This is a genomic window from Streptococcus sp. 20925_1_22, assembly GCF_041431685.1.
In the GTDB taxonomy this organism is placed as follows: Bacteria; Bacillota; Bacilli; order Lactobacillales; family Streptococcaceae; genus Streptococcus.
Window position 1 is genome coordinate 337,191 of sequence record NZ_JAPVYE010000001.1, and the last position, 25,713, is coordinate 362,903.

A 25,713-nucleotide genomic window follows, 5' to 3' on the forward strand; every position below is an offset into this window, starting at 1 on the left:
AAACTAGCGCTATGTGATTGAGAGGCTGGGATGATCTGTCCCAGCCTTTTCTCACAGGATTGTTAGCTTTTTAATATGTTTGTTACAGAAAATTATGCAAAAATAGTGTAAAATAAGATAAATCCTTTCTGTGTTTTTGGCTAAAGGGACTTTCTCAAATTAAAGGAATACAAACATGAAAATGGTAAAAAGAGTAGTGGGAATTGCTTTGGTGCTGTTGCTTGCAGCGGTGCTATTTCTGGTTCCTGCATCTGTTAATCAAAGTGAACAATTAAAGAATGTTCAAGGCAGTGCTTCCTGGATGAGTATTATTGAGCCGGCTTTGAGCAATGCCAATGTGACGGCTCAGGGAGTCAGCACAGAGGTTTCTCTCAATAGCGTCCAGCTTAATCAGGTGCTCAAGTCTTCTCTGACTGACTCTGAGAATCAGGAGCTGCTGAACAGTGTTTACAGTATTGAAGGCAATAAGCTGCGCATCCAGTATCCGGTCAAACTGCTCTTCATTGACAGTAAGCTGGACCTAGAGGTGGATGTGACGGTGAGAGATAATGTCTTGCACATCACAATCGATAGTGCCAAGCTAGGCTCTCTTCCTATCCCTAAATCTTGGGTGACAGGCATGCTGAAGCAACAAATGCAGGCCTCTAATTCATCTATCACAACGGAGGGAGATAGTTTCCTTCTAGCTCTGCCGCAGAGTCAATTCAGTATTAATAAAATTAGCTTCCAGAATGGAACTGCTAAAATCCAGTTCAGCATGGGTTATGGAATCTAAAAAAGAAAACTTCATTTGAGGAGGAGTCTTTCCGAATCAAATGGAGTTTTTATACTATTATTTGAGCAATAGCATTGTGAGGGAGAAAAGATGCCTACAGAACCGTATCTTGTCCAAGGAAGACTATCAGATCCATTGGCTTGATTGGTGTAAAAGAGAAGCTAGAAAATTTGATAAGAGCTGATATTGCGAAGCTCTTGTGTTATAATAGATAAAGGAAATCAATATATTAAATCAGAGGTGAGATGATGCTTTATGAATTTTGTGCGGAAAATGTAACCTTGTTAGAAAAGGCTATGAAGGCGGGAGCCCAGCGGATTGAGCTCTGTGATAATCTGGCTGTCGGTGGTACGACGCCCAGCTATGGCGTAATTCAAGCAGCTGTTGACTTAGCCAAGCTTTATGGTGCGACTGTGATGACCATGATTCGGCCTCGGGGCGGTGATTTTGTTTACACTGACTTTGAGATTGAAATTATGCTAACTGATATCCAAAAAGCCAAGGAAGCCGGCAGTCAGGGAGTGGTTTTTGGTGTCTTGACGGAGAAGAATGAAATAGATGTTCCGAATATGAAGCGCCTGCTGGAGGCTTGCAAGGGACTGGAAGTAGTCTTCCACATGGCTTTTGATGCGATACCGGCTGAATACCAGTTTGGCGAAATGGACTGGCTGATTGAGAACGGTGTCCAGCGAATTTTGACCCACGGAGGACCTACCAGTGAGCCAATTGAGGAGCATTTTGCTTGGCTGGATGAGTTAATCGAGCATGCTGCTGATCGGATTGATATCATGCCGGGCGGTGGCATCCATCTGGGCAATCGTCAGGAAGTTATAGATAGTCTGGCAGTAGACCAGCTGCATGGAACTAAAATTGTATTTTAAGAAGGGGTAAGCTGCGCTAGCAGCGGCTAAGAAGATGTTGGAACTATTTGAAAAATACAAGGCTAATCCTGACAAGCTTCAGACTTATGGTTTTAAGGAGTCTGATGGAGCTTACCGTTTCTCGCAGAAGATTATGAAGGGTGACTTTCGCTTGGAAGTAACTATCAGAGATGGGGAGCTGGACTATCAGGTCTTTGACTGTGATACTGATGATGCCTATCTACAGGTCAAGATGGAGCAGGTGACGGGGGAGTTTGTCGGCCAGGTTCGTGAAGCTTGTCAGGAAGTACTGCTGGCTATCCGTCAGCACTGTTTTGACGAGATTGGCTTTCTCTATGAGCAGAGTGAGCGACTGCGGGATCACGCGGCTGAGGTTTATCAGGGGCAAATAGAGTACCTCTGGGAGAAGTCGTCCAGAAAGAGCTCAACCAAGGCTGGAGTTTTCCGTCACCAGGATAGTAAAAAATGGTACGGAGCTTTTTTGACCACAGACTGGTCTAAGTTTGAAGCAGAGCGAAGCGGCGCTATTGAGGTGCTGAATGTTAAGAATGATCATGTGGCGGAGCTGATTCAGAAAAAGGGGATTTACCCGGCCTTTCACATGAATAAGAAATATTGGCTCAGTCTGCCCTTGGATGATACCCTGAGTGATCAGGAAATCTTTGATTTACTGGCTGTTAGTTACCAGCTGACCAGTAAAAAATAGAATCGAAGCACAGCGCTCCAATCCGCTGTGTTTCATTTTTCCTCAAAAAACAGTATAATAAAAAGACTAGTAAGAATAGGAGAAATTATGAACCTCATTAGAAAATTAGCCTGGTTTTTTAAGTTGGAAAAGCGGCGCTATATCATCGGTATCTTGGCCTTGTCCTTGGTCAGTGTCTTCAATCTGATACCGCCCAAAGTCATCGGTCAGGTTATTGACCGAATTGCTAGCAAACATCTGACTTCTCAAGAGCTGCTCTTTAATTTGCTGTTGCTGATTGCTTCAGCTTTTATCATGTATGGTCTGCGCTATGTCTGGCGCCTTTATATCTTAGGGACGTCCAATAATCTGGGTCGGATTCTGCGCTCTCGATTGTTCGAGCACTTTACTTACATGTCTCCCTCTTTTTATCAGAAATATCGGACAGGGGACTTGATGGCTCATGCTACAAATGATATCAATGCAGTTGTCAGTCTGGCTGGTGGTGGAGTCATGTCAGCTGTGGATGCTTCTATTACAGCCCTGGTGACCCTGCTAACTATGTTTTTCGTTTTGGACTGGCGGCTGACTTTGATTGCCATTGTGCCCATGCCCTTCTTGTCATGGGGCACAGGCTTGATTGGTCGAAAAAATCATGAAAGTTTTAAGGCTGCTCAAGAGGCTTTTTCAGATTTGAACAATAAGGTTCAGGAGAGAGTTTCAGGGATTCGAGTGACCAAGTCCTTTGGCTATCAAGAGGCAGAGACTCAGTCTTTTGCACAGACCAATCAGGAAGTCTACGAAAAAAATGTTTTAGCTGCCAAGTACGATTCTCTTTTTGACCCCTTGGTTTTGCTTTTTATCGGTCTTTCTTATGTTTTGACCTTGATTTTCGGTGGAATTTTCATCTCCCAAGGGCAGTTTACCATAGGAGAGTTGGTTACTTTTATCACTTATCTGGATATGCTGGTTTGGCCGCTGCAGGCTACAGGCTATCTTTTTAACATCGGCCAGCGAGGGGCTGTTTCTTATGAGCGGATTGAGAAACTGCTGGCTCAGGAGTCAGATGTCAAGGAAGCTGAACAACCCCTCTCTCATGCGGAAAATGGTCGATTGGATTATGACATTCAGAAGTTTTCTTATTCAGAAGAGGTTAGCCTATCAGATATTCATTTTTCTATCGAGCAGGGACAGACACTGGGAATTGTTGGTCAGACGGGCTCAGGGAAGACCACTCTTCTGCGCTTGCTGCTGCGGGAGCAGGATATTCAGGAGGGGGCTATCTATCTGAATGGCCATGATATCCGGGAGTACCGCCTCAAAGACTTGCGCCGTCTTATCGGCTATGTACCACAGGAACAGATGCTTTTTGCTCTGTCCATTCGGGACAATATCCGTTTTGCTAATCCCCAGCTGACAGATAGCCAGGTTCTAGCTGCCGCTCAACTATGCGGTGTGTATGAGGATATTCAGGCTATGCCAGAGGGGCTGGATACGGTTGTCGGTGAGCGGGGTTTGTCTCTGTCTGGTGGACAGAAGCAGCGCTTGGCGATGAGTCGGGCTATTATTACCAATCCTGAAATTCTGATTTTGGATGACTCCCTGTCGGCTGTTGATGCCAAGACGGAGCATCTGATTTTGGAAAATCTAAAGTCAGAGCGTGCTGGCAAGACAACCATCATCACAGCTCATCGGCTGTCGGCCTTGGTGCATGCAGACCTGATTTTGGTTATGGAAGAGGGACGGATCAAGGAACGGGGCACTCACCAAGAGCTACTGGAGCAAAAGGGCTGGTATGCCCAGACTTATCACAATCAGCAGCTGGCAGAAAGCTTGAAGGAGGAAGATTAATATGAAAAAGAAAGCAACTTTTCATCGCCTCCTAGGCTATATGTGGCGCTACAGGATAGTGAGCAGCATGGCCTTGACCTTCATTCTGCTGACGACTCTGGTCACAACAGCATTGCCGCTTCTGGCCCGCTATTTTATTGATCAGTTTATCGGCCGTAACCAAGCCTGGGCTGGCCTGCCTTTGCTGGCTCTTTACTATGGTCTTTTCCTCTTGCGGGTACTTTTTACTTTCTTGGGAAAGTATTTCTTTGCGCGTGTGGCTCAAAGTGTGGTTCGGGATTTGCGACAGGAAAGCTTTGCCAATATCCAGCGTCTGCAAATGGCTTATTTTGATAGGACGCCAGCTGGTGCTATCGTTTCCCGCCTGACCAATGATACTCAAGCAGTCGCAGATATGTTCAGTGAGATTTTTTCTAATTTTTTGAGCTCCTTGCTGATTTTAGTTGTTACTTTGAGCGCCATGTTTACCCTCAACTGGCAATTGACCCTGATGATTGCTCTCTTTTTACCTCTGATGGCAGCCTCTATCTTGCTCTATCAGCATCTATCCAATCGTCAGCTGAAGCAGGTCCGGAATAAACTCAGCGATTTGAATGTCAAGCTATCTGAGAGTATTGAGGGGATGCGGATTATTCAGGCATTTGGGCAAGAGAAGCGCTTGCTGCGGGAATTTGAAGAAATCAACGGTCAGCATTTAGGCTTTACCAATCGCTATCTCAATATCAATAGTCTCTTTCTGAGACCGGCCATGTCTCTGCTAAAAATTTTGGCTTATGGAGTGATTCTGACTTACTTTGGCTTGACTTGGCAAGTGGTGGGTATTACAGCAGGTATTATGTATGCCTTTATCCAGTATGTTAATCAGCTTTTTAATCCTTTGATTGATGTTATGCAGAATTACTCTGTTTTACAGACATCTATGGTTGCTGCGGAGCGGGTTTTTGAAATCATGGACCGCACTGACTACGAGCCTGAGCAGGCTAACCAAGACTTGCAAATCCAAGATGGCAGCATCGAATTCAAGCATGTTTCCTTTTCTTATGATGGAAAGCGAGATGTTTTGCGGGATATCTCCTTTTCTGTCAAAAAAGGGCAGACGATTGCCTTTGTGGGTTCGACTGGCTCTGGCAAGTCCTCCATTATCAATCTTTTCCTTCGTTTTTATGAGTTTGAGCGGGGGCAGATTTTGATTGATGGCCGTAACATTAAAGACTTTAGTCAGGAGGAGCTGCGGCGAAAGATTGGTCTTGTTTTGCAGGATCCCTTCCTTTATCACGGTACCGTTGCTTCCAATATTCAGCTTTACCAAGAGCAGATGACGCGAGAAGAAATTATAGAAGCGGCCAAGTTTGTAGATGCTCATGGCTTTATCAGTCAGTTGCCTCAAGGCTATGATGCCCCTGTGACTGAGCGGGGAGCGACTTTTTCCAGCGGTCAACGGCAGCTTCTAGCCTTTGCCAGAACCATCGCCACCAAGCCTAAAATCTTGATTTTGGATGAGGCGACAGCCAATATTGATTCGGAGACAGAGGAGTTGATTCAAGCCTCACTGAGAAAAATGCGGCAGGGACGGACAACCATTGCCATTGCTCACCGTCTGTCTACCATTCAGGATGCCGACTGCATCTATGTCTTAGACAAGGGCCGCATTATCGAATCTGGCAGCCACGAAGAATTGTTAGCACAGGATGGCACGTATAAGAAAATGTATCAACTACAGGCTGGAATGATGGAGTCTTGAAAAGCCTGATTATAAATGAAAGGTGTAGAATTCATTTGAAATTCTACACCTTTTTTAAATAGTCTTTTAGTTTCTCTACATTTTCTTCTAAGTTATCATAAGGCAGCTTGGCGTACTGGTAAGGACAGCTAGCAAGGTAGCTTTGTTCAAAGAAGTCAAGCGGCAGGCTACTATGTTTGAGAGCACTGACGGAAGAAAGTGACCTTAAGTCTAGCAAGATGCCGTCCTTGGTCAGATAGCTGGCTAGCGAGAGTTGAGCTTGCTCTAGCAGCTTTTGAGCCTTTCTTGCTTCCTCTTCTTGAAGCTGCAGCAGCGCCAGCCTATTTTTTTCAAACATGAGACTGTCGATATAGAGCGATAGAGCTTTCTGCATGATGAGGTTGCTGTCATAATCCACGGCGCTTTTGTAAGAAATGAAGGTCTTTTGAATCTGGGGTGGAAGGAGCAGGGCAGTAATCCTCAGGGCTGGAAAAAGGCTAGTTGAAAAGGACTTGATGTAGATGACGCGCTGGCTATTATCTAGATAGTGAAAGGTCAGCTCCCGTCGGCTATCAAAGTCTGATAGATAGTCATCTTCTACGATATAGACATCATAGAGCTGTGCCAGCCGAAGAATCTCTTCCTTTTCTTGCCGACTGTAGGAGTGGCCCAAGGGATAGTGAAAACGCGGAATAGTGTAGAAGAATTTGATCTTTCCGCTTTGAAAAATCTTCTCCAGCTCTTGCAGATTAATCCCCTGCGGTGTCCTTTCAATGGTTTCATAAGGAAGTTTTTGTGCTAGCAGAAGATCATTAATCCGATGGTAGGTCGGCTGCTCCACCAAGATACGCTCTTTTTGATTGGGAAATTCAATCTGTGAAAGGATATAGAGGGCCTGCTGGGTGCCAGAAGTCAGTACCAGCTGATCCCTAGAAGCATAGACAGCAGAGTCAAGCATTAGCTTTTGCACGGAGCGACGCAAATCCTCCAGTCCTTCCTGCTGAGGGTAGTAGTTGAAGAGATAATTTTCCCGGCCGATCAGAGTTTCATTTACACAGAGTCGGAAATCCTCGTAGGCTTGGTGGCGGTCATCCCTCACAGGCAGCTCCAAATCCTGCTTTTCTTCCTGAGCATTCTCCAGTACATAGTAGCCGCTTTTGGGAACGGCATAGATGTATTTCTGATATTTGAGCTCAATCAGAGCCTTTTGCGCGGTATCCTTACTGCAGTGATAACGCTCTGCCAGCTTGCGGACAGAAGGGATTTTCTGACCAGTAGCCAATTTTCCCTCTTTTATATCTTTAGTAATCTTATCAACGATGCGTTGGTATTTTGCTTTAACCATAAAACTGTCCCCATACAGATTTAATTTTTTCATATTGTAACTCATTTTCAGATATTTTACAATAGAGAACAAGTAGGAGGAGTCATGAAAACAAAAACAGTCATTCTGGCCACAGATATTTCTGGCTTAGGTAAGGTTGCCGCAACAGCTGCCCTGCCGCTTTTTGCAATTTGCCAGCTAGAAGTCGCCCTGTTGCCAACCATGATTTTGTCGTCCCATACAGGTGGTTTTTCAAATATCTATATAGATGATTACACGCATGGGATGCTTGCTTTTTTGAAACAATGGCAGAGCCTAGAGTTCAACTTTTCAGCTCTGATAACAGGATATTTGAAGTCTGATATTCAGGTGGAAAATTTGCTGCGCTTTAAAGAGGAAAAAAGCTTGCCCCTTATCGTGGATCCTATCATGGGGGATAAGGGAACTTTTTATCAGGGATTTTCAGATGCCCATCTAGACCATATGCGTCGCCTCTGCCAGCATGCTGATTTAGTTTTGCCCAATTTGACGGAAGCCTGTTTGTTATTGGAAGAACCCTACGAAGATAGTTTATCAGAAGATAGATGGGAGGACTACTGCAAGCGTTTGGCTGAGTTAGGACCGAGCAAGGTCTTGCTAACTGGCTTGCCCATGAAAGAGAATCAGATTGGTGTGGCCTATTTTGATGCGGGAACAGAAGGGTTTAACCTCTTTTCCAGTCCATCTCTGCCCCAGCAATTTTTTGGAACGGGTGATATATTGACGACACTTGTGGCTGCGGCTTTTGTTCAGGAGGTTGATATCAAGCAAGCCCTGCCTGTGATTTTGAAGTTTATTGAAAAGAGCTTGGAACTTAGCTTTAAAGAGCAAATAGATCCAAAGAAGGGCGTTTTTTACCAGCCCTACCTAGGAGAGCTTTTTGCTGATTTTCAAGCCTTGATGGAGGAAAAATATGAAGAAACAAACACTCGATTTGCAAACCTTAACCATGATTAGTTTATTTGCTGCTTTGATTTTTCTGAGCATTCAGTTTTTTAAAATTCCTGTCGGAGCTCAGTTTATTCACTTTGGGAATGCACTGGTGGTAGTGGGCTGTCTGATTTTTGGTAGTAAACTCGGCTTTTTAGCAGCCGCTATCGGATTGGGAATATTTGACTTGCTGAATGGTTACGCAGCGGAAATCCCAATTATCTTGTTAGAAGCACTTGCGGTGGCCGTGGTGATTCATTTTCTGTATGAAGGACTCTTTCAGAGAAAGGATAAACTAAGAAATATTCTTGTGACAGCAGTAGCTGCAGCTTTGGTGAAAATTGTGCTCAATATCTTCAAGTACACTCTGACAGGAACACTGTTTGGTTGGAGTAGCTTACCAGCAGCATTTTTGCTGGCAGTAGCTAAGATTACTGGTACATTTGGCTCCAGTCTAGCGACAGTCATCGCTGTCCCAATCTTATATCCAATCTTTCAGCAAGTTAGAAAAGCACACAAGCAAAGAAAGACTGTAGAAAAGCAGCGATGAATCAACAATCAGCATAAACAAAGAAACCGTCTGAAAGTCCTCAGACGGTTTTTGTGTTTTTCTCTTACATAAAATAAACGATAGCAAGGTATTGCAGGGCGGAAGCAGCTAGAATGAAAAGATGCCAAATCATGTGGAAGTAGGGCTTCTTTTGAGCATAGAAACCAGCTCCTACAGTATAGCAGAGACCACCAGCCAGCATGAGTCCCCAGAAGATAGGTCCAGTTTGACCGATAATCTGCGGAATGATAAAGACAACCAGCCAGCCCATAATCAGATAGAGAGCTAAGCTGAATTTTTCATTGACCTTCTTAGCGAAAATCTTATAGAGAATGCCAAAAATGGTCGTGCCCCACTGGATGGCAATGATGAGATAGCCAAACCAGTTATTCATCAGCGACAGCACGACTGGCGTGTAGCTGCCAGCGATAGCGATGTAAATCATGGAGTGGTCGATAATGCGCAAGATATACTTATGGGTCGAGCCATAGGACATTGAATGGTAGACAGTTGAAGAGAGGAACATAAGAAAGAGGCTGATAACAAAGATAGAAGTTCCGACAGCAGCCACCAATCCGTGCCCTTCATAGCTATAAATAGCTGAGATAGGCAGCAGAATAAGCATCAGAACAGCCCCTACCGCATGGGTAACAGCGTTAGCAATTTCCTCTCCGAAGGATAGTTTTTTACTGAGTTTAAGCGCGTAGTTCAAGATTTTCTTCCTCCTCATTTGGTACTTGGATTAGGGATAAGGTCTTTTGATAGAGTTTGACCGTCTGGCAGGCAGTGGAAATGATGGGTGCCACGTCTAGCTTGCTGCCATTCATGTAGTCAACGAAGTCATTATAGAGATCTTGCGAATCTGCTGATTTATGTAGCATATTTAAAGTAGCAGAAATTTCCTGGATAGAAAAGACCGTTTTTAAGGTCGTGATAGCAATCAAGCGAGCTACCTGGCGGCGTTGATATTTTTTCTTGACTGGCTTGGCAATATAGCCATGCTTGACATAGTTGTTAATCATAGAAGCGGTCAGTCCCTTGTCAGCAGCTGAAATAGAAGAGCCACAGACATTGTTTACATAGAGCAGAACTTGGTCCAAATATAGGTCTAGTTCTGGTAATTCGTCCCACTTGGGAAAAACTTGTTGAGAGTTCAAATCTTTATCACTTTCTTATCTAGTCTTTATAACTAGATGATAACATCTCTGTAAAACAAAGTCAAGCAAAAAATAGAATGTCCCATTGAAATTTGATATAATTTTAAAAAGAAGAAAGGGAGCTTTCAGATGAAAAAACAAACAATCTTTGATATGGCAGCCTTCCTAGGCAGTCTGATTTTTTGGTCTTGGCTCTATATGCGCTTTTTTTATGCCTACGTAGCCGTCGTCTTTTACAAGAATCAGCCAGAATGGAACCTGCTGATACCAGCTTCTATCATCCTGACTCTGACAGCCATTACCTCGCTTTTTATTCGTGGTCTCTACAGTCGGCACATTCCCCGTTGGCAGGTAGTGGCTAGTTACACCCTCTATTTTCTCATTCTATTTTATGCCCTCTTTTTGAAAAATATCGGCAGGCAGGGCTTCAGTCTGGACCTGCAGTCTTTTACCTATAATTGGATTTATGGAGATAAGCTGGTACCAACCATGAATATCATTATGTTCATTCCGCTGGGCTTTCTCTGCAAGTTGTCATGGAAACATGTGGCTTATTTTACCTTAGCTATCGGTCTGGTTGAGGGGAGCCAGTATCTCTTTCACCTTGGCATTTTTGACTTGGGTGATATCTTGACCAATCTGCTAGGCTTCATCATCGGCAGCTATCTACTAGAGACAGCCTTGGGTAAATGGGTTGTCCGCCATATTCACTAAATGAAAGAAGGAAACTATGAAAATTCTTATCCCAACTGCGAAAGAGTTGAATCTAACTGCTCCATCTGCAATCCCTAATCCACTTTCAGCACAAACTCAGGCTGTGTTGGATGAGTTGGCAACCATGTCAGTAACTGACTTGGCATCATTTTATAAAATCTCCCCAGAAAGAGCAGAGGTAGGGTGGCAAGCCATTCAGGCTTTGCGAGAAGGAACTGCGCAGCATGCTCCAGCACTTTATCTTTTTGACGGCCTCATGTACCGCCATATCAAAAGGCAGGACTATACCAAGGAGGAAAGTCAGTATATCGAGAAGCATCTTGCCATCACATCAGCGCTTTACGGAGTCATCCCAGCTCTGGAGCCCATAGCGCCCCATCGCTTGGACTTTATGATGCCACTCAAGCTAGATGGGAAGAGTCTCAAGGCATTTTGGAAAGAAGCTTATGACAAGACTCTGGCAGAAGATGAGGTGATTTTCTCCCTCCTGTCCAGCGAGTTTGAAACAGTATTTTCCAAGGAAATCCGTCAGCGCATGATAGGCTTCAAGTTTCTGGAAGACCGAGGCGGCAAGCTGAAAGTCCATTCGACCATTTCTAAAAAAGCGCGTGGTGAGTTTTTAACAGCTCTAATAACTAACCAAGTAACAGAAGTCGAACAGATGAAGAAATTAAGCTTTGCTGGCTTTACTTACCGACCTGATCTATCTAGTGAAAAAGAGCTTGTTTATGTCAAGGAATTATGAAAAGGAAAAATTGGTTCTTGTAATAATTTTGTAATATTTCCGTGATAAAATTGTTATAAAATAAATGAAGTTTCTAAGGAGTTTTAGAACTATGGGAAAAATTAAGTCGAGTACTATCTCTGCTCAGAATGCTATTAGTGAATTGGTTGGGGTAGATACAAGTGACAAGCAAAATCAACAGGTAGAGTTCAGCTATACTACAGAGATTGCTGGGATGGAAGCAGGCCGTCAGGCATGCAATCAAATGCTGCAGGCTGTCAGTGACTTTAGCGCAGCTGTCCTGGCTCAGGCTAATAAATTTCCTGATATAGCTTATAAAATTGAAAAGCGTGATGTAGATCAAGCGCAACGTTGGAGCAACTGATGATAAAAGATAAAAATCAAGAAAAACGTCAGCAATTACATAAGCAAATCATTCAGCTTGAGAATCAAGAAGAAGATCTTTTAGTTCTCAAAAGGCGTTATGAAGAGAAGGTAATGGATTTTCGTACAGATATTTGGACTATGAATGCCCAAATAGAAAACTTGATAGATTCCGTATCAGAGACTAGTTCTACCAATCGTAAAATATGGGAAGAAAACCAAGCCTTGCAGCAAACAATAGATAGCTACGTAGAGCAGGAGTTGGATAATGTTTCCAAACAAACAAGGGAAGTTCAGCAAAAATTAGATGAAAATCGAGAAAAATTGACGAAAGAAAGGAACTCTTTACCATGGGAGTAAAGTACAGTGCGTCAGAGTCTTCACAGCTGATGGAGGCCATGTCTAGTAATATTCAAGTGGCTAATGAGGTGACAGACCGATTGTCTCAGGGCTGTGACCACCTGATAGCCACCCTAGACTCTGGAGAACTCATGGGAGCAGCCTATACAGCAGGTAAGGGTCTCTTTTCAGAGATTATTATTCCTTCCATTAAGAAACTGCAGGAAGCAGTTGATGACATTCAAACGGAGTTAAATTCATACAGAGCTGCAGATGCTCAGGTAGCTGAGTATGGAAACCTCGATCTGGATCAGCTGAAGAAGACAAAAGAATTGAGAGAGCAGCAGCTAGCCTCTGTCAAAAAGGCTATTGAAGCCAAAGAATCTTTCTTAGAGCGTATGAAGTCTATTGCTACATTTAATATCGTTTCTCACATAGAATCTCTGGTGATTCTCTCTAGTGCAGAGTCGCAAATTGAATCACAGATTAAAGAATTGGAAGAGAAGATTGAAAAGCTGGAGTTCTTTGTCGCTCAAGTCTCCCAATATTTCAGCGATAGTCTAGAAGTCCTCCGTCTAGCTATCCAAGGAGCCAGCCAGCTAAGCCAAGTCCTAGTTGATAGTGATGGAAACTACTCAGTTGATGGTGTAGATATGAGTTGGGCTATTAAAATGAAGGGGCAGAAGATTGAGACATACATACCAATAACTAAAAAAGAGAAATTTATTCAAACTATTAGACAACAGTATGGATTTAGTCGAACTGAATCAGAGATATTACTAAATTTATATCAAAAGCTAGAAAAGGAATATGGATCCAAGAAAGCAAATATAGAATTCTTTAAAATAGTTGCATCTTACTCTTATGGTGATAAATCTTATGGAGCTTGGCAAGTGGTCGGTGGATTATATAGCCCGAATGGGGTAAACGGTATAAATGTTGGTATTAATTATAGAATGAAATCTGTTTTGAGAAAATATGGCTTAAAAGATGATGAAATTGATACGATTCAGAAAGCTATTCAGAATCAGCATAATTTTACTAACCTAAAAAAGATTCAGGAAACAGATTCAGAAGCAGAACTTACTCAAAAACTAGATGCTGGTGCTTCAAAGGCATATGGGAAAGATGTTAGATATGCCGATTTAGATGCCAATCAAAAATCTAGAATAAGAGAATTACTATCTCAATTTGGAGGAACCACAGACTATTCCCATATGGCCGCAACTATTTCCGCACATTATACAGGTAATCATTTTATTGAAAATGAAGATGATTTAGCGGGATGGCAAGGTGATGTAGCTGGTACTATGGGACTTCCGCCGAGTCTTGGTAACGATGACTATCGTTCAGATTTAGATGCTGTTAATATTTACAACAAAATGAAGAATGGAGATAGCGTAGTTGATGTTACAAACTCATATTACGATAGTGTTGAGAGAACATCTGGCTATAGAGCTTATGAATTTGTTCAAAATATTGGAGAAGGGGATTACACGAAAGGAATGAATAAATTAGAAGAAACTTATAAATTATACGTTTCTTCTCATTCTAGTGAACGATCATCAAACTTCGAAAAATTCATGAATGCTATCCAACATTTCCAAAAGGATTTAGACAAACCCAATCCCTCTATCGGAGAGTAAAATGTTAAAAAAAATGAAAAACTATTATAAAAACAAACCAACTCAAGCTTTCTTAATGCTCATAGTTCTTATTTGGTCAGTATACGAGATTGGTGCGACTAGTTTAGCTAACAACTCGGCCTTGACCAAGGAATTCATGCATAGTCGGTATGTTATGGTTTGGCCAATAGTAGATAGAAAGGCGAATCTATACCACTATGCGGAAGAATGGACTAGTAACATCTTGGATGGCATTATGCATCTAGACTATGAAAATATAAAAATGACCTGTTACCCTAGTAAATATGATGATCAGGTTTCCGCTGAATACAATCGGATTCCTAATAAGGAAAATTATGCGATTTCATTTCCTTTAGACGGGTCGTTGTCCAAATCAAATTTTTCGACATTAGATACTAGATACTATCTAATATCAAAGAATGCAGCTATTGTGGAGCAAAAGACAGGTAAGACTATTGAGGAATTAACCCATGAGATAGGGTATGCAAGGGAGGAGTTTTTGTCTGCTCTTGGTAAGATGAAAATCCTTCGTTTGGTCTATTTGATTCTTCGTATGATAGTACTGTTGCTATGTATCATGTTGTCGGGTCAGCGGAGAAAAAGGAAAGAAAACGAAATCTTACAGAATGGATAGAGCTCCAAGATGGTATGACGACTATAAGGAGATTCACAAATGACCTTGAAAAAACAATGGAATTGGAATTTAGGTTGTAGTTTATTGCTTGTTGGAGTTCTGGCATCTGCTTTTCTCTTTTATTTATGGGCACAAAATCTTGGTAAATATACCCTACAACCTGGACAGTCGATCAGCCTAACGGTCAATCCTCGGATACAGGATGTGGAATATTATTCAGAGTTAATTCTAAAGAAAAATGATAAAAATAAACTAGAGTTAAATGGCAGAGAGTATTGGTCTGTAAGTGGTAGTGAGTTACATTATGATTTAAGTAATCAAAATGTGTTCAAATGGGTCAGAGATGAGTCGGGAGAGTTGACTGAATCTTATGTAGAAAATAGTGATTCAGCTGATATTTATATGATAAATTGTAAAATATAGTGCAACAAAAAACCCATAGGTTCTCAAATCGTGTAAACTGTAAGTAACCACACAAACAGACACGAGGAAATCCTATGGGCTACTTACATATTACCATAATTGATCGTCTAAAGATAGAAGCATATCTTGAAGCAGGTTTTAATCTGTCCTATATTGCAACTAAGTTAGGTTTTCACCGTTCATCAATTAGCCGAGAAATCAAACGGTGTCCAAATAAATATTCTGCCGAAGAAGCACAAAGGCAATATGAGGAATTATCTAGACTTAAGGGAAGGAAAACTGCATGTACTTCACAGATGAAGAAAGATATAGAACGTCATTTAAAAGCATCTTGGTCACCCGAGCAGATTCATGGGCGTTATCAGTACGAAAATAAGCCAATCATATCGTTTAAAACGATTTATAATTGGATATATAATGGGCAACTCGAAGTTAGTTTAGAGACGTTAAGACGAAAAGGTAAAACACGTGAACCTCGTGAGACTAGAGGGAAATTCATTATTGGTAAACCTATTTCCAAGCGACCTAAAGAAGTGAAGAACAGGCAAAATTTCGGTCATTGGGAATTAGATACCATGGTTTCTTCCAGAGGGAAAAGCAAAGGATGCTTGGCTACATTTGTAGAGCGCAAAACACGTTTTTATCTGGCATTTAAAATACCTGACCGATCAGCTAGATCAATGTTTTCAGCCATAGAAACACTTCAGAAGATTTTTCCTAAGAACTTTTTAAAAACATTTACATCAGACAGAGGAAAAGAATTTGCTTGTTATCCTCAAGTGGAAGCTTTAGGAATAGACTTTTACTTTGCGGACGCTTATTCATCTTGGCAAAGAGGAAGTAATGAAAATTCAAATGGTTTGCTTAGAGAATATTTTCCTAAGAGAACTAATCTAACCGACATTACTGATGAATCGTTAGTAAATGCTTTACTTGCTATAAATCACCGTCCAAGAAAATGCTTAGGTTACAAAACAGCATTTGAGGCACTTATGGATGAATTTTAGATTTGTTGCACTTTTTATTGCAATTTATCATATAGAAAAATCAAATTTAATTATTCAGTATCAAGGAGAAAAAGTTTTTGACGTCACGAATAACAAACCCTATACTATCACCATCACCAATGTAGACAATAAACCGGCTAAATTTGAGGCTCAAGTGGTGGACAAGTAAGGTAAAGCGTTGGCAACAACTTAGAATTAGCAATCAAGTTACAGACCGACTGCCTAAAAGAGCGTGACTACCTGATAGCTACTCTAGCCTCTGGAGAACGCATGTAAGAAGCCTGTACAGCAGGTGGCCAATTTATTAAGCACGGGAAAAGATGGGATTTCTTATGGAAACCAGATACGGATGAGCATAAAAAATCAAAAGAAGATTTTTATGATTATTTGAAGCGAGGAGAAGATAAAAATGTCGGTACGTAAAAAAATAATAAGCATCCTACTTTTGATAATAACTGTTTTTGTCATTTGGTTGCTCTTTGGGCCTGATGATAGACCTGAACCAGATTTTTCTTCTGCCAATAAAATTGAATTACTGGCAAGTATCCTCGCAGGTAACAACGAGGATATTATCCGAGATGCTGGCTATGGAATTCCGGATGACCCGGTGATTCGGCGATGGGGAATAAATGAACTTAAAATACCTGGTAAATTAAACTTGGATGTACGCCCACCGACTAGTTTGGAAGACAGTGAGCTTCTGATTCATTTTTCTACTACAATTGATGGTAAAGAAATAGATGCAGGTTTTTTCGTGGATAAAGAATTAAAATTGACTTATTCAAGATATACTTATATAGATAAGGATGCTATTAGGAAAAAAATTGAGATAGATGAGACTCAAGAAAAAGAGCTACTACGTCAGGTTCAAACAGAATTGAATCAGTTTTTTGAAAAAATGAAACAGCAACTAGCTTCTAAATAAAGTGTGAGATATTACGGACAGGGAAGAGTGAAGCCTTTCTTGTAGATCATGGTAAAACTGTTGAAGAGGAAAAATCAGGAATACTTTTTGACTATTTTGAAAGAGGGGCTGATACAATGTTCGTTAAATTCAAACGCTATAAATTCCTAGTTATTGTTTTGTCATTACTTCTGATTCTCATTTCTTCCTCTTTTGCTTATGAACAAAAATCAACTGGATATCTTGAGGTGATTGGATGAAGAAGAACCGATTATTCGTTTCGTTTAATTTACATAATTGGGGAGAAGTAAAATTTAAAGATGTTTGGAAAAGACAATAGGGAAACTGATACCAAGGTTAGGTTACTTCAGGAATATTTTAAAACAAAACCCGCTCAATCTTTTTTAATGCTCATTGCGCTTGTTTGGTCAGTATACGAGATTGGTGCGACCAGTCTGGCTAACAACTCGGCCTTGACCAAGGAATTCATGCATAGTCGGTATGTCATTGTTTGGCCAATGGTAGATAGAAAGGCAAAACTGTACCACTATGCAGAAGAATGGACTAGTAACATCTTGGATGGCATTATGCATCTAGACTATGAAAATATGAGAATAAGTAGTTTTCCTAAAAAATGGGAGAGTGAAGCTGAAATATACTATACTTTGTCTGAAGATAAGTATGCTGATAGAGTATATTTTTTCTTAGACGAGCCAATATCCAGAGCCTATACCACTAGTTTAGAGCAAAATTATTATTTAATTTCAAAGAATGCAGCTGTTATTAAAGAGGAAACAGGCAAAACGGTTGAACAGTTAGGTCAAGAAGTGGGACATGCAAGGGAGGAGTTTTTGTCTGCTCTGGGTAAGATGAAAATCCTTCGTTTGGTCTATTTGATTCTTCGTATGATAGTATTGTTGCTATGTATCAAATGGTCGGGTCAGCAGAGAAAACGGAAAGAGGATGAAATCTTGCAGAATGGATAGAGCTCCAAGATGGTATGACGACTATAAGGAGATTCACAAATGACCTTGAAAAAACAATGGAATTGGAATTTAGGTTGTAGTTTATTGCTTGTTGGAGTTCTGGCATCTGCTTTTCTCTTTTATTTATGGGCACAAAATCTTGGTAAATATACCCTACAACCTGGACAGTCGATCAGCCTAACGGTCAATCCTCGGATACAGGATGTGGAATATTATTCAGAGTTAATTCTAAAGAAAAATGATAAAAATAAACTAGAGTTAAATGGCAGAGAGTATTGGTCTGTAAGTGGTAGTGAGTTACATTATGATTTAAGTAATCAAAATGTGTTCAAATGGGTCAGAGATGAGTCGGGAGAGTTGACTGAATCTTATGTAGAAAATAGTGATTCAGCTGATATTTATATAGAAAAATCAAATTTAATTATTCAGTATCAAGGAGAAAAAATTTTTGATGTGACAAACAACAAACCTTACTCCATCACCATCACCAATGTAGACAATAAACCAGTTAAATTTGAGGCTCAAGTAGTAGATAGGTAAAGTTTAGGAAGAATTTGATTTCTCTCAGTCCTAGTTTTTTATTAATATGATGGTATTGAAAAATGAAGAAAACGAAATCTATGGTTATCATAGGCGGCTTTCAAGGTCGAAACATCTTTTATGATGTGAAAAGAAAAAAAGTATATTCTAATAAAGTAAATGAGAGAGTTTTTCCTAATCTCAGATGGTTAGTAATCTCCTTTGGAATTCTAGGAAATGCTTTTCTCATTCAAGTAAACAATATAAAATTTGAATCCCCTATTTTAAGAGTAATTGTTTTGAGTGCGTGCCTTATTCTTATATCTTTGGTTTGTCACTTTGGATTTAAAGATGAGTATTTAGGGCAAAACGTTGAGGCCTTTAATCCCAAATTATATGAACATGTTGGTTGGTTGAATTTTTTAGAAGAAGAGAGAAACCGATTATACATTCTGCTTATTACATTTGCAGTGAGTTCTTTCTTAACTGTTTTTCAAATGAGAGAATATTTGAACGCTCCTAACATGACAAACTTAATAGAAGTTATTGCCTTTTATTTTATATTTTATATGGTAACAGCAAAAAGCAATTTTATGAAAAGAATGACGGCAATAAAGCAATTGATAAAAAATAAATAAAGAGCTTTAGCTTATAATCTATGGATCAAGGTAATGTATGACCAATTACTTACTGAATGGAAGTGCTATGATTATGAACCGTCGCCACTTGGAAGAAATCAATGAATAAAAATGTATTTTGGTTGGGTAATTTCAAAGATAAGAATATTTTTTATGATAGAAAAACTAGAGAACTATACTCTATAGATAAGAAAGAAGAGAAAGCTCCTAATCTCACTTGGTCTATTCTTCCTGCTTCCTTTCTTTTACGAAACATTTATTCAGAAGCAACGGCACCTCAGGTTGCCAGTGTGCCTATCAGAATATTTATTTTGTGTTCGACTGTTCTCTGCGTTTTAGTTTTGATAATATTTGTTCTAAGAAATATTAGAAAAGGAACTATGAAAAGTTTTAATCAGAAACTTTATTTTGACTGGCCTAATTTTCTTTATAACCAACAAACACAATGTAAAGGAATATTGTTTTTTGGGACTATACTATTTTTTACGTCAATTAAATTTATTATTGATTATTATTTTTCAGGAAGCTTCCTTTCTTTTATGGGTATAATTGGTTTTCTCCCGGCATCTGGGCTCATGTTAATAGGAAATAGACCGTTAGAGAAATTGATTATCCTTAAAAGACTGGAAAAGCAATTAAAATGAAGAAAAAAGAATATTTAACCGAACTCTTAGCTTTTCAGGGTAGAAACTATTATTTTGACCCAAAAACTAATAAAATCTATGTCAATGTAGATAGACCAACATTCCATCTGGATCTCACGAATTATGTTCCTGCAGCTAGCATTCTGCTGCTACATGGATTTACTTCTATTTCGAATAGCCAGTTTTCCTTCCTGTGGAAGTTGATTTCTCTAGTATTGGGTTATATTATTCTTGGGTATTTAGTAGAATTACTTGTGAGAACAAAGAAAGAACTGTCATTTAAAGAGTTTCGCTTTGAAACGCTTCCCATTAAGGACGAATTTTTATATATTTTTAGTCGAAATGTATATGCGAAGCTTGTATTCGGTTTGTTTTTTACCTTTTTTGCAATTTATCATGCAACTGAGTATCTAAGCAGAGGTGTCTATGTCTCTTATTTGTTAAGTGATATTGGCTTCTTGATTGTTTATTTTTGTCTCATAAGATCCCATTTATTCAAACAGATAAAAGTTCTAAAAAGATTAAAAAAGAAGAATACTTAGAATTCGAGAAGATTTTTAAAGGAGGTTTCTAATGTCCAAGTTACTACCGATAGGGAGTGTTGTCCAACTTAAAAATGGACAAGTAAAAATTATGATTATTAACCGTTATCCTCTATATAATAATAAGGGTGAAATTGGTTATTTAGACTATTCCGGTTGTGTATATCCTTTTGGTATGACGGATAATCAAGCTTGCTTTTTTAACCAAGAAGATATTGAAAAAGTTTGGTTTGAGGGGTATATAGATGAATCAGAAGAGAAAATGCTAGCAAAAATAGAAGATGAATTATCTCAAATTCCTTATCCTAAATATTCTTTAGCTGATTTATAATACCTGTTCCTGTCAGTAAAGCATTCTAAAAACCCCTCGCAATTATTTGCGGGGGGTTAGTGTCTTATAAGTTTTCTTTTCTTTTTTATAATCTTCTCTTTTTAGTTAAGGGCTGCTAAAAGAGCATCAGCCTGTGCTGAGAGTTCAGCAAGTTTGTCTTCTGCGACAGTCAGTTGACCAGTTCCCCATGCTTCTGGGTTGATACCAACACCTGTGAATGGTTCTACCACGTTCATACGGATGAATGGCAGCAGGCTGCGGTAGTGCTTGAATACTTCATCTGGTGATGTGCCGTTAGCTACAGATGAAACAGTAACAACCTTAGCATTCAGAGCAGATGGACCAGTCGGGTCTGACAGATCCAAAGCGCGTGAAGCCCAGTCCAAGAGGTTTTTCACTACTCCTGGAATAGCCCAGTTGTAGACAGGTGAGAAAATCCAGATAGCGTCAGCGGCCAAGATTTCTTCACGAACCTTAGCAACAGCAGCTGGAGCAGGACTTTCGATGTCTTGGTTGAAGAATGGTACATCTTTGTAATCAAGATATGAAACTTCTGCCTTGCCAGCCAAAGCTTTTTCAGCTTGCTCAGCCAATTGGTGGTTGAAAGAACCTTGACGAAGCGAGCCGACGATGAATAATACTTTAGACATTGCATTGTCTCCTTTTTTATAAAATAAAGAGAAATTTCTCTTGTTACAATATATGTTACAACATTAATCACTAGTTAGCAATTATTTAGCTCATTTTTTTGAAATTTTTTAAAATTCGAATCAAGTCTTGCTTATCGTCTTCTTCGAGAATGGAAAGAGCTTGCTGAATATTTTTAATATGATCAGGCAGGGCGGCTTCAATTTTAGCTCTGCCTTGTTCTGTCAAACCAATCAAAAAAGCCCGGCGGTCATTTGGGTCGCAGGTGCGGACAATCCAGCCGTCGCGTTCCATATTTTTGATGACAACAGTCATGTTGCCAGAAGTTGCCAATATGCGGTCAATCAGGTCCTGAATACGCAGTTCCCCTTTGCTGTACAAGGTTTCTAAGACGGAAAACTGAGTAGGAGTCAAATCATGCTTTTTAAAAATCTGGGCTTCAATGGCACGTATGGTTCTTGCTGCCTTGTGAAAGACAATCATGGTTTTCAAATCAAGCAGAGTTTCTTTGCTTAAATCGTCTGTAATCTTCATAATAATATTTTACCAATAAATAGTATCATATGCAAGGATATTGCTTTAGAATTTTGAGAATATTCTCATCAAAAAAAGATAGAAAAATAGGAGTATTTGTAGTATAATGACGGAGTGAAATATAAAAATAGAAATAAAGCCAGTTTTCCAATTTGGCAGTACCTTATCGGTATTTTTATCGTTCTCAGTGTTCTTGTCTTTTCATTTTTTGCAGTTTTGCAAGTATCTATGCAGCCGAGACAGTCGGCTAAGGAAGCAAGCAGCCGCTTGGCCAAGGAATACGCAGATCTTGAAAAAGTTGACTCATTTGCCTTCTACAATGGGCAGGAATCTTACTACAGTCTTCTTGGCAAGACAAGTAAGGGTGTCGAAAAAGCTGTATTGATTGCAAAAGATTCCAATGAGATTCGGGTCTATCGACTGGACCAAGGCGTCAGTCAGGCTGAGGCGAAGAGCATTGCCAAGGAAAATGGAGCGGGAACTGTTGATAAGGTGACCATGGGCTATTTTCAGGATCAGCCCATCTGGGAAGTCAAGTCGGGAGGCACCTACTACCTGATTGGTTTTGAAAGCGGACTCTTGGTCAGCAAGGAGGGACTATGAAATTATCAAATCGTGTCTTAAAGATGGAAGAAAGCGTGACTTTAGCAACAGCAGCGCGTGCTAAGGCTTTGAAAGCGCAGGGGCGGGATATTCTGTCTCTGACTCTGGGAGAGCCGGATTTTCCGACGCCTAAGAATATCCAAGATGCGGCTGTAGCAGCTATTGAGGATGGCCGTGCTAGTTTTTATACGGTGACTAGCGGTCTGCCAGAGCTAAAAGAAGCTGTAGTAGAGTATTTTGCCAACTATTACGGCTACACAATCCAGCCTAATCAAGTGACGGTGGCAACCGGAGCTAAGTTCTCCCTCTACACCTTCTTTATGAGTGTGCTTGACTCAGGTGATGAAGCTATCATTCCGACGCCTTACTGGGTCAGCTACGGGGACCAGATTAAGATGGCCGAGGGGACTCCTGTTTTTGTCCAAGCTACTGAGGAAAATAATTTCAAGGTGACGGTGGAACAGTTAGAAGCTGCTCGTACTGACAAGACTAAGGTCTTGGTTTTGAACTCGCCGTCCAACCCGACTGGTATGATTTATACAGCAGATGAGCTGCTGGCGATTGGAAACTGGGCTGTAGAGCATGATATTCTGATTTTGGCAGATGATATTTATGGACGTCTGGTTTATAACGGCAATAAATTTACGCCAATTTCTAGTCTATCAGAGGAGATTCGCAAGCAGACAGTGGTCATCAATGGTGTCTCTAAGAGCTACTCCATGACAGGTTGGCGGATTGGCTATGCAGTTGGTGAGCCAGAGATTATAGCAGCTATGAGTAAGATTGCAGGTCAGACGACTTCTAACCCGACAGCAGCGGCTCAATATGCAGCTATCGAAGCTCTGACTGGCGGTCAGGAAACGGTCGAGACTATGCGTCAAGCCTTTGAAGAGCGTCTGAATACTATTTATCCTCTCTTGGCTCAGGTGCCAGGATTTGAAGTGGTCAAGCCACAAGGTGCCTTCTATCTCTTTCCAAATGTCAAGAAAGCCATGGAAATGAAAGGTTATACAGATGTGACCGAGTTTACGACAGCAATTTTAGAAGAAGTTGGCGTGGCTCTGGTGACCGGAGCAGGCTTCGGTGCTCCAGAAAATGTCCGTCTTAGCTATGCGACAGACTTAGAAACTCTCAAAGAAGCCGTTGGACGTCTGCAGCAATTTATGGAGAGTAGATAGACCTCACAATCCGGGATTGCTTGCTAAAGATAATCTACAAAAATTTATAAACAATAGATAAGGACGGACTCAGAGTTCGTCCTTTTCAGTTCCTCTCAACTGCACTGGCAAATAGTTTGACAAAATGGTAAAATAATATAGAAAGAGATGGAAGCGTTTGTAACTCTAGCTAAAATTAGTAAGCTTTAGCATGGATAAATGTTAATTTGCTTCGCTTAGAATTCAGCTGTTAACGGATTTAAACAATAGTGGAAGGGGAACAATATGAAAGGTCGTTTGATTTTCTTATTCTTTCTAGGCGGTCTAGTCTTGCTAGGAGCTTATGTTTTCTTTGATTCAGAGCAGGGGTGGACCACTATTTCCGAATCCAATGGCTATAGTCTGCAAGCTAAAGGTCATCGCTATCGTATCCAATATTATGAGAATGACTCAGCCCGAATTGATTGGTATTTGAACAATTATCAGCCCGAATTGAATTTAAATACGAGAATCTTAGAACGCCCAACTGCTCCAGGTTCTTACACTAAGGAGGAGATATCCGGACAGGGCTCTGCACGCTTTTTGATGGTTTGTAGAACTTGGGGTTCTGCAGAGAACAGTCAAAAGTTTTTAATTAAACGTGCCTATTATAAGGTTGATATTAGACTTAATAAAAAGATGGAGGTAGATACTGAGAAGAGCAGTATGACCTACTGGAAGACGGAAGAAGAGATAAAGAATGATCCGCCAATTGATTAAATAGCAGCTACCAATGCTAGATTAACTATGTATAAGTCACTTTCTGATAGGAATCACCTGACGACTTAAAAATTTGAGGAGTATTTAGTTGAAGACGAGGGTGTTTCGGTGTATAATAAAAGAAGTCCATTTGGTCTAGCCCTGCATTCTATTGACTTGCAGTGTGTTCCTCATGGTCTTTTTACTTAAGTAATAATAGGGATGAAGATTATTTTGTACAAAAGGAGATAAAATGGGTTTTATCAGAAAGGAAATAGGGGAAAGAGAGAAGAAGCTTCTCGAGGATTTTTCTATTGAAGAAAAAGAACTAGCTCTGCCATTTTTACTAGAGGATGAGAAGAGGGGGATTTTTCTCTGTGTCAAGCAATTTCGTATCGGGGAAGGGAAATATCAGGTTTTAGCCATGATGCTCGGAGGGCACTTACTTGAATTTCGCCTAGAAGAAGAACGGGCCGATAGATATCCAGTTTGCAATGAGGAAGATCAAAGTGTAAAAGGTCTATCGACAGAAACAATCTCCCAGCTTGTGATTCCCAAGGTTTTAAAAGGACGAGAGGACAAGATCGTAACAGTGATTCAACATGCCCTGTCGCAAATTAACCCTTATTATGATACAAAGATAAGGGAAGTAAACCACGTGGAGTACAGATAAAGAGGAGATAGGATATGGGATTATTAGAAAAGTGTCTGGATTTTTTTCCTAGTAGGCGGGCTGTAAGTGACATAGAAGAAGAGATGACTTGGGAGGAAGAATTTACCCCTAAAAGGGTTCACCATAAAGAAGTCAGTAGTAGCCCTCAGAAGGAGACTGAGGGAGGAGTATCTCTTCCCCAAGAAGGAAGTTGGAAGTTCGTGCACGAGATGATTTCTGAAGAAGGGATTGAGATTTTAAAAAAGGCTGGGATTGATGACGAGCTAGTCTTTGAGACGGGTGATTGGGTCGCAGATCATGATTTGGGGATTTACCTGGTCCTTTATCGTTTTGGTGGCAGAACCAACTGGAAGAAGACTTATAAGCTAATCTTGCAAGGACAGGTGATTGAATTTAAGACCAAAACCATTTTTCATCAGCAGGATTTTTCTTATGAAGATGGGGAATTCACTAAGGGAGTGATTGTCAAAAACGTCTCCAATATGCTCCTGCCCTTGGCTTTCGAAGGTCAACAGCAGCGGGTGCTCCATATCATTCAAGCGGCTCTGTCAGCAGCTAGCCCAAGCTATGATACCGTCATTTACAGGGCGAACTTTGATTTGGTTTAGGAGGGGAAGATGATATATATTACAAAAGAAGATGTTTTGACTTGGTTGGACAAACATGAGCCAGTGGCCAATCGTCAGGAGGACATTGCGGCTTTTCATAAAGAACTGTCGTTTCGTCTGCAAAGAATGGACTTTCGACCGTCTACCAGTTCCAAAGATCCTCAGAGAGATGTTTGTGAAGATCCTGACCAAGAGCTCATTTTAGCCTTTACTCAGGATGGGGAGGGGAATTATGCGACGATTGACCAGAGTCCTGGAGGTCAGATTCTCAGTGATCAGCGTTTTAAGATGGCTTTGAAAAAAGTCTTGAACTATGATGATGACATGGTTGATCGACTGCTATATGGAACAAAAAATTAGTCCTCTTATTCAGAGAGAGTTATCCGCCAGCCTTTAGGAGGCTGG

Annotated in this window: 34 protein-coding genes and 1 pseudogene; 30 read left to right on the forward strand and 5 right to left on the reverse strand. The window is 40.5% G+C overall.

What is annotated here, in order from left to right; all coding sequences use genetic code 11:
- Positions 1 to 175 precede the first annotated feature (175 nt).
- The 6 genes and pseudogenes from O3621_RS01725 to O3621_RS01750 all read left to right on the forward strand — a co-directional run bounded on the left by O3621_RS01725 (position 176) and on the right by O3621_RS01750 (position 5,933).
- Entirely contained in the window at positions 176 to 775 is a 600-nt protein-coding gene (locus O3621_RS01725; RefSeq protein ID WP_125342506.1) for a hypothetical protein, read from the forward strand.
- A gap of 94 nt (positions 776 to 869) precedes the next feature.
- Positions 870 to 959, forward strand: a pseudogene (locus O3621_RS01730) (N-acetyltransferase); the annotation flags it as partial.
- Between the two features lie 64 nt (positions 960 to 1,023).
- Positions 1,024 to 1,656 (forward strand): copper homeostasis protein CutC, encoded by a 633-nt coding sequence (locus O3621_RS01735; RefSeq protein ID WP_371513443.1) that lies wholly within the window; start codon positions 1,024 to 1,026, stop codon positions 1,654 to 1,656.
- A gap of 34 nt (positions 1,657 to 1,690) precedes the next feature.
- Positions 1,691 to 2,362, forward strand: coding sequence for an MmcQ/YjbR family DNA-binding protein (locus O3621_RS01740; RefSeq protein ID WP_371513445.1), 672 nt, complete (start codon positions 1,691 to 1,693; stop codon positions 2,360 to 2,362).
- A gap of 87 nt (positions 2,363 to 2,449) precedes the next feature.
- A complete protein-coding gene (locus tag O3621_RS01745; RefSeq protein WP_371513447.1) occupies positions 2,450 to 4,192 on the forward strand; it encodes an ABC transporter ATP-binding protein in 1,743 nt (580 codons plus the stop codon).
- A gap of 1 nt (position 4,193) precedes the next feature.
- Positions 4,194 to 5,933 (forward strand): ABC transporter ATP-binding protein, encoded by a 1,740-nt coding sequence (locus O3621_RS01750; RefSeq protein ID WP_371513449.1) that lies wholly within the window; start codon positions 4,194 to 4,196, stop codon positions 5,931 to 5,933.
- 43 nt (positions 5,934 to 5,976) lie between these two features.
- On the opposite strand, the gene O3621_RS01755 is transcribed toward O3621_RS01750, so the two are convergent.
- Positions 5,977 to 7,302: a PLP-dependent aminotransferase family protein gene (locus O3621_RS01755; RefSeq protein WP_371513451.1), complete on the reverse strand. Its 1,326-nt coding sequence runs from the start codon at positions 7,300 to 7,302 to the stop codon at positions 5,977 to 5,979.
- Between the two features lie 39 nt (positions 7,303 to 7,341).
- Here O3621_RS01755 and O3621_RS01760 point away from each other — a divergent pair, with 39 nt between their 5' ends.
- Positions 7,342 to 8,232 (forward strand): pyridoxamine kinase, encoded by an 891-nt coding sequence (locus O3621_RS01760; protein WP_371513453.1) that lies wholly within the window; start codon positions 7,342 to 7,344, stop codon positions 8,230 to 8,232.
- The gene (locus tag O3621_RS01765; protein WP_371513455.1) at positions 8,189 to 8,755 is read left to right on the forward strand and encodes an ECF transporter S component; all 567 of its coding nucleotides are present in this window, start codon (positions 8,189 to 8,191) and stop codon (positions 8,753 to 8,755) included. The genes O3621_RS01760 and O3621_RS01765 overlap by 44 nt, the downstream gene beginning before the upstream one ends.
- Before the next feature lie 64 nt (positions 8,756 to 8,819).
- Here the strand turns inward: O3621_RS01765 and O3621_RS01770 are convergent, their stop codons facing one another.
- Together O3621_RS01770 and O3621_RS01775 are read right to left on the reverse strand one after the other, a co-directional pair.
- Positions 8,820 to 9,467, reverse strand: coding sequence for a hemolysin III family protein (locus O3621_RS01770; RefSeq protein WP_002918829.1), 648 nt, complete (start codon positions 9,465 to 9,467; stop codon positions 8,820 to 8,822).
- Positions 9,451 to 9,912, reverse strand: a complete 462-nt coding sequence (locus O3621_RS01775) for a DUF1836 domain-containing protein (RefSeq protein WP_125331314.1) — start codon at positions 9,910 to 9,912, stop codon at positions 9,451 to 9,453. Before O3621_RS01775 ends, O3621_RS01770 begins: the two co-directional genes overlap by 17 nt.
- Before the next feature lie 129 nt (positions 9,913 to 10,041).
- Here O3621_RS01775 and O3621_RS01780 point away from each other — a divergent pair, with 129 nt between their 5' ends.
- The 16 genes from O3621_RS01780 (at position 10,042) to O3621_RS01855 (ending at position 20,347) form a co-directional block, all read left to right on the forward strand.
- Positions 10,042 to 10,626, forward strand: coding sequence for a VanZ family protein (locus O3621_RS01780; protein WP_049553324.1), 585 nt, complete (start codon positions 10,042 to 10,044; stop codon positions 10,624 to 10,626).
- A gap of 16 nt (positions 10,627 to 10,642) precedes the next feature.
- A complete protein-coding gene (gene yaaA / locus O3621_RS01785) occupies positions 10,643 to 11,371 on the forward strand; it encodes a peroxide stress protein YaaA (RefSeq protein ID WP_371513458.1) in 729 nt (242 codons plus the stop codon).
- A 64-nt stretch (positions 11,372 to 11,435) separates the two neighbouring features.
- Positions 11,436 to 11,735, forward strand: coding sequence for a TIGR04197 family type VII secretion effector (locus O3621_RS01790; RefSeq protein ID WP_371513459.1), 300 nt, complete (start codon positions 11,436 to 11,438; stop codon positions 11,733 to 11,735).
- A complete protein-coding gene (locus O3621_RS01795; RefSeq protein WP_371513461.1) occupies positions 11,735 to 12,094 on the forward strand; it encodes a hypothetical protein in 360 nt (119 codons plus the stop codon). Before O3621_RS01790 ends, O3621_RS01795 begins: the two co-directional genes overlap by 1 nt.
- The gene (locus O3621_RS01800) at positions 12,085 to 13,719 is read left to right on the forward strand and encodes an ATP-binding protein (protein WP_371513463.1); all 1,635 of its coding nucleotides are present in this window, start codon (positions 12,085 to 12,087) and stop codon (positions 13,717 to 13,719) included. The genes O3621_RS01795 and O3621_RS01800 overlap by 10 nt, the downstream gene beginning before the upstream one ends.
- A gap of 1 nt (position 13,720) precedes the next feature.
- The gene (locus tag O3621_RS01805; RefSeq protein ID WP_268701666.1) at positions 13,721 to 14,353 is read left to right on the forward strand and encodes a hypothetical protein; all 633 of its coding nucleotides are present in this window, start codon (positions 13,721 to 13,723) and stop codon (positions 14,351 to 14,353) included.
- Positions 14,354 to 14,392: 39 nt separating this feature from the next.
- Complete coding sequence (locus O3621_RS01810; protein ID WP_371513465.1) at positions 14,393 to 14,776, forward strand: hypothetical protein; 384 nt, start codon at positions 14,393 to 14,395, stop codon at positions 14,774 to 14,776.
- Positions 14,777 to 14,850: 74 nt separating this feature from the next.
- Positions 14,851 to 15,783 carry an IS30 family transposase gene (locus O3621_RS01815; protein WP_126434931.1) on the forward strand — a complete coding sequence of 311 codons (933 nt, stop codon included), beginning with the start codon at positions 14,851 to 14,853 and terminating at the stop codon, positions 15,781 to 15,783.
- The gene (locus O3621_RS01820) at positions 15,773 to 15,952 is read left to right on the forward strand and encodes a hypothetical protein (RefSeq protein WP_371513544.1); all 180 of its coding nucleotides are present in this window, start codon (positions 15,773 to 15,775) and stop codon (positions 15,950 to 15,952) included. The genes O3621_RS01815 and O3621_RS01820 overlap by 11 nt, the downstream gene beginning before the upstream one ends.
- Before the next feature lie 240 nt (positions 15,953 to 16,192).
- Positions 16,193 to 16,708 carry a hypothetical protein gene (locus O3621_RS01825; RefSeq protein ID WP_371513467.1) on the forward strand — a complete coding sequence of 172 codons (516 nt, stop codon included), beginning with the start codon at positions 16,193 to 16,195 and terminating at the stop codon, positions 16,706 to 16,708.
- A 299-nt stretch (positions 16,709 to 17,007) separates the two neighbouring features.
- The gene (locus tag O3621_RS01830) at positions 17,008 to 17,673 is read left to right on the forward strand and encodes a hypothetical protein (protein WP_125331306.1); all 666 of its coding nucleotides are present in this window, start codon (positions 17,008 to 17,010) and stop codon (positions 17,671 to 17,673) included.
- Positions 17,674 to 17,712: 39 nt separating this feature from the next.
- Positions 17,713 to 18,213, forward strand: coding sequence for a hypothetical protein (locus O3621_RS01835; RefSeq protein WP_371513470.1), 501 nt, complete (start codon positions 17,713 to 17,715; stop codon positions 18,211 to 18,213).
- Positions 18,214 to 18,275: 62 nt separating this feature from the next.
- A complete protein-coding gene (locus O3621_RS01840) occupies positions 18,276 to 18,830 on the forward strand; it encodes an ABC transporter permease (RefSeq protein WP_371513472.1) in 555 nt (184 codons plus the stop codon).
- Between the two features lie 101 nt (positions 18,831 to 18,931).
- Positions 18,932 to 19,474: a hypothetical protein gene (locus tag O3621_RS01845; protein WP_371513474.1), complete on the forward strand. Its 543-nt coding sequence runs from the start codon at positions 18,932 to 18,934 to the stop codon at positions 19,472 to 19,474.
- Positions 19,471 to 20,016, forward strand: a complete 546-nt coding sequence (locus O3621_RS01850; protein WP_002918844.1) for a hypothetical protein — start codon at positions 19,471 to 19,473, stop codon at positions 20,014 to 20,016. The genes O3621_RS01845 and O3621_RS01850 overlap by 4 nt, the downstream gene beginning before the upstream one ends.
- A 31-nt stretch (positions 20,017 to 20,047) precedes the next feature.
- A complete protein-coding gene (locus tag O3621_RS01855) occupies positions 20,048 to 20,347 on the forward strand; it encodes a DUF4176 domain-containing protein (protein WP_125331360.1) in 300 nt (99 codons plus the stop codon).
- A 101-nt stretch (positions 20,348 to 20,448) separates the two neighbouring features.
- Here the strand turns inward: O3621_RS01855 and O3621_RS01860 are convergent, their stop codons facing one another.
- Positions 20,449 to 20,997 carry an NADPH-dependent FMN reductase gene (locus O3621_RS01860; protein WP_002895223.1) on the reverse strand — a complete coding sequence of 183 codons (549 nt, stop codon included), beginning with the start codon at positions 20,995 to 20,997 and terminating at the stop codon, positions 20,449 to 20,451.
- An 85-nt stretch (positions 20,998 to 21,082) separates the two neighbouring features.
- A complete protein-coding gene (locus O3621_RS01865) occupies positions 21,083 to 21,529 on the reverse strand; it encodes a MarR family winged helix-turn-helix transcriptional regulator (RefSeq protein ID WP_002930817.1) in 447 nt (148 codons plus the stop codon).
- Between the two features lie 114 nt (positions 21,530 to 21,643).
- Here O3621_RS01865 and O3621_RS01870 point away from each other — a divergent pair, with 114 nt between their 5' ends.
- The 6 genes from O3621_RS01870 to O3621_RS01895 all read left to right on the forward strand — a co-directional run bounded on the left by O3621_RS01870 (position 21,644) and on the right by O3621_RS01895 (position 25,668).
- Positions 21,644 to 22,132 (forward strand): DUF5590 domain-containing protein, encoded by a 489-nt coding sequence (locus O3621_RS01870; protein WP_125331361.1) that lies wholly within the window; start codon positions 21,644 to 21,646, stop codon positions 22,130 to 22,132.
- Positions 22,129 to 23,310 carry a pyridoxal phosphate-dependent aminotransferase gene (locus tag O3621_RS01875; RefSeq protein WP_125331362.1) on the forward strand — a complete coding sequence of 394 codons (1,182 nt, stop codon included), beginning with the start codon at positions 22,129 to 22,131 and terminating at the stop codon, positions 23,308 to 23,310. Before O3621_RS01870 ends, O3621_RS01875 begins: the two co-directional genes overlap by 4 nt.
- 264 nt (positions 23,311 to 23,574) lie before the next feature.
- Positions 23,575 to 24,048 (forward strand): hypothetical protein, encoded by a 474-nt coding sequence (locus O3621_RS01880; RefSeq protein WP_371513480.1) that lies wholly within the window; start codon positions 23,575 to 23,577, stop codon positions 24,046 to 24,048.
- Between the two features lie 232 nt (positions 24,049 to 24,280).
- On the forward strand, positions 24,281 to 24,700 hold the full coding sequence (locus O3621_RS01885; RefSeq protein ID WP_270622653.1) for a hypothetical protein: 420 nt from the start codon (positions 24,281 to 24,283) through the stop codon (positions 24,698 to 24,700).
- A 14-nt stretch (positions 24,701 to 24,714) separates the two neighbouring features.
- Entirely contained in the window at positions 24,715 to 25,308 is a 594-nt protein-coding gene (locus O3621_RS01890) for a hypothetical protein (protein WP_314449176.1), read from the forward strand.
- Between the two features lie 9 nt (positions 25,309 to 25,317).
- The gene (locus O3621_RS01895) at positions 25,318 to 25,668 is read left to right on the forward strand and encodes a hypothetical protein (protein WP_314449173.1); all 351 of its coding nucleotides are present in this window, start codon (positions 25,318 to 25,320) and stop codon (positions 25,666 to 25,668) included.
- Positions 25,669 to 25,713 lie beyond the last annotated feature (45 nt).

Bases quoted from the DNA above. Each gene is read 5' to 3' on its own strand.
- O3621_RS01725 (WP_125342506.1), top strand. From the start codon at position 176: ATGAAAATGGTAAAAAGAGTAGTGGGAATTGCTTTGGTGCTGTTGCTT.
- O3621_RS01735 (WP_371513443.1), top strand. From the start codon at position 1,024: ATGCTTTATGAATTTTGTGCGGAAAATGTAACCTTGTTAGAAAAGGCT.
- O3621_RS01740 (WP_371513445.1), top strand. From the start codon at position 1,691: ATGTTGGAACTATTTGAAAAATACAAGGCTAATCCTGACAAGCTTCAG.
- O3621_RS01745 (WP_371513447.1), top strand. From the start codon at position 2,450: ATGAACCTCATTAGAAAATTAGCCTGGTTTTTTAAGTTGGAAAAGCGG.
- O3621_RS01750 (WP_371513449.1), top strand. From the start codon at position 4,194: ATGAAAAAGAAAGCAACTTTTCATCGCCTCCTAGGCTATATGTGGCGC.
- O3621_RS01755 (WP_371513451.1), bottom strand. From the start codon at position 7,302: ATGAGTTACAATATGAAAAAATTAAATCTGTATGGGGACAGTTTTATG.
- O3621_RS01760 (WP_371513453.1), top strand. From the start codon at position 7,342: ATGAAAACAAAAACAGTCATTCTGGCCACAGATATTTCTGGCTTAGGT.
- O3621_RS01765 (WP_371513455.1), top strand. From the start codon at position 8,189: ATGAAGAAACAAACACTCGATTTGCAAACCTTAACCATGATTAGTTTA.
- O3621_RS01780 (WP_049553324.1), top strand. From the start codon at position 10,042: ATGAAAAAACAAACAATCTTTGATATGGCAGCCTTCCTAGGCAGTCTG.
- yaaA (WP_371513458.1), top strand. From the start codon at position 10,643: ATGAAAATTCTTATCCCAACTGCGAAAGAGTTGAATCTAACTGCTCCA.
- O3621_RS01790 (WP_371513459.1), top strand. From the start codon at position 11,436: ATGAAGTTTCTAAGGAGTTTTAGAACTATGGGAAAAATTAAGTCGAGT.
- O3621_RS01795 (WP_371513461.1), top strand. From the start codon at position 11,735: ATGATAAAAGATAAAAATCAAGAAAAACGTCAGCAATTACATAAGCAA.
- O3621_RS01800 (WP_371513463.1), top strand. From the start codon at position 12,085: ATGGGAGTAAAGTACAGTGCGTCAGAGTCTTCACAGCTGATGGAGGCC.
- O3621_RS01805 (WP_268701666.1), top strand. From the start codon at position 13,721: ATGTTAAAAAAAATGAAAAACTATTATAAAAACAAACCAACTCAAGCT.
- O3621_RS01810 (WP_371513465.1), top strand. From the start codon at position 14,393: ATGACCTTGAAAAAACAATGGAATTGGAATTTAGGTTGTAGTTTATTG.
- O3621_RS01815 (WP_126434931.1), top strand. From the start codon at position 14,851: ATGGGCTACTTACATATTACCATAATTGATCGTCTAAAGATAGAAGCA.
- O3621_RS01820 (WP_371513544.1), top strand. From the start codon at position 15,773: ATGAATTTTAGATTTGTTGCACTTTTTATTGCAATTTATCATATAGAA.
- O3621_RS01825 (WP_371513467.1), top strand. From the start codon at position 16,193: ATGTCGGTACGTAAAAAAATAATAAGCATCCTACTTTTGATAATAACT.
- O3621_RS01830 (WP_125331306.1), top strand. From the start codon at position 17,008: ATGTTTGGAAAAGACAATAGGGAAACTGATACCAAGGTTAGGTTACTT.
- O3621_RS01835 (WP_371513470.1), top strand. From the start codon at position 17,713: ATGACCTTGAAAAAACAATGGAATTGGAATTTAGGTTGTAGTTTATTG.
- O3621_RS01840 (WP_371513472.1), top strand. From the start codon at position 18,276: ATGAAGAAAACGAAATCTATGGTTATCATAGGCGGCTTTCAAGGTCGA.
- O3621_RS01845 (WP_371513474.1), top strand. From the start codon at position 18,932: ATGAATAAAAATGTATTTTGGTTGGGTAATTTCAAAGATAAGAATATT.
- O3621_RS01850 (WP_002918844.1), top strand. From the start codon at position 19,471: ATGAAGAAAAAAGAATATTTAACCGAACTCTTAGCTTTTCAGGGTAGA.
- O3621_RS01855 (WP_125331360.1), top strand. From the start codon at position 20,048: ATGTCCAAGTTACTACCGATAGGGAGTGTTGTCCAACTTAAAAATGGA.
- O3621_RS01860 (WP_002895223.1), bottom strand. From the start codon at position 20,997: ATGTCTAAAGTATTATTCATCGTCGGCTCGCTTCGTCAAGGTTCTTTC.
- O3621_RS01865 (WP_002930817.1), bottom strand. From the start codon at position 21,529: ATGAAGATTACAGACGATTTAAGCAAAGAAACTCTGCTTGATTTGAAA.
- O3621_RS01875 (WP_125331362.1), top strand. From the start codon at position 22,129: ATGAAATTATCAAATCGTGTCTTAAAGATGGAAGAAAGCGTGACTTTA.
- O3621_RS01880 (WP_371513480.1), top strand. From the start codon at position 23,575: ATGAAAGGTCGTTTGATTTTCTTATTCTTTCTAGGCGGTCTAGTCTTG.
- O3621_RS01885 (WP_270622653.1), top strand. From the start codon at position 24,281: ATGGGTTTTATCAGAAAGGAAATAGGGGAAAGAGAGAAGAAGCTTCTC.
- O3621_RS01890 (WP_314449176.1), top strand. From the start codon at position 24,715: ATGGGATTATTAGAAAAGTGTCTGGATTTTTTTCCTAGTAGGCGGGCT.
- O3621_RS01895 (WP_314449173.1), top strand. From the start codon at position 25,318: ATGATATATATTACAAAAGAAGATGTTTTGACTTGGTTGGACAAACAT.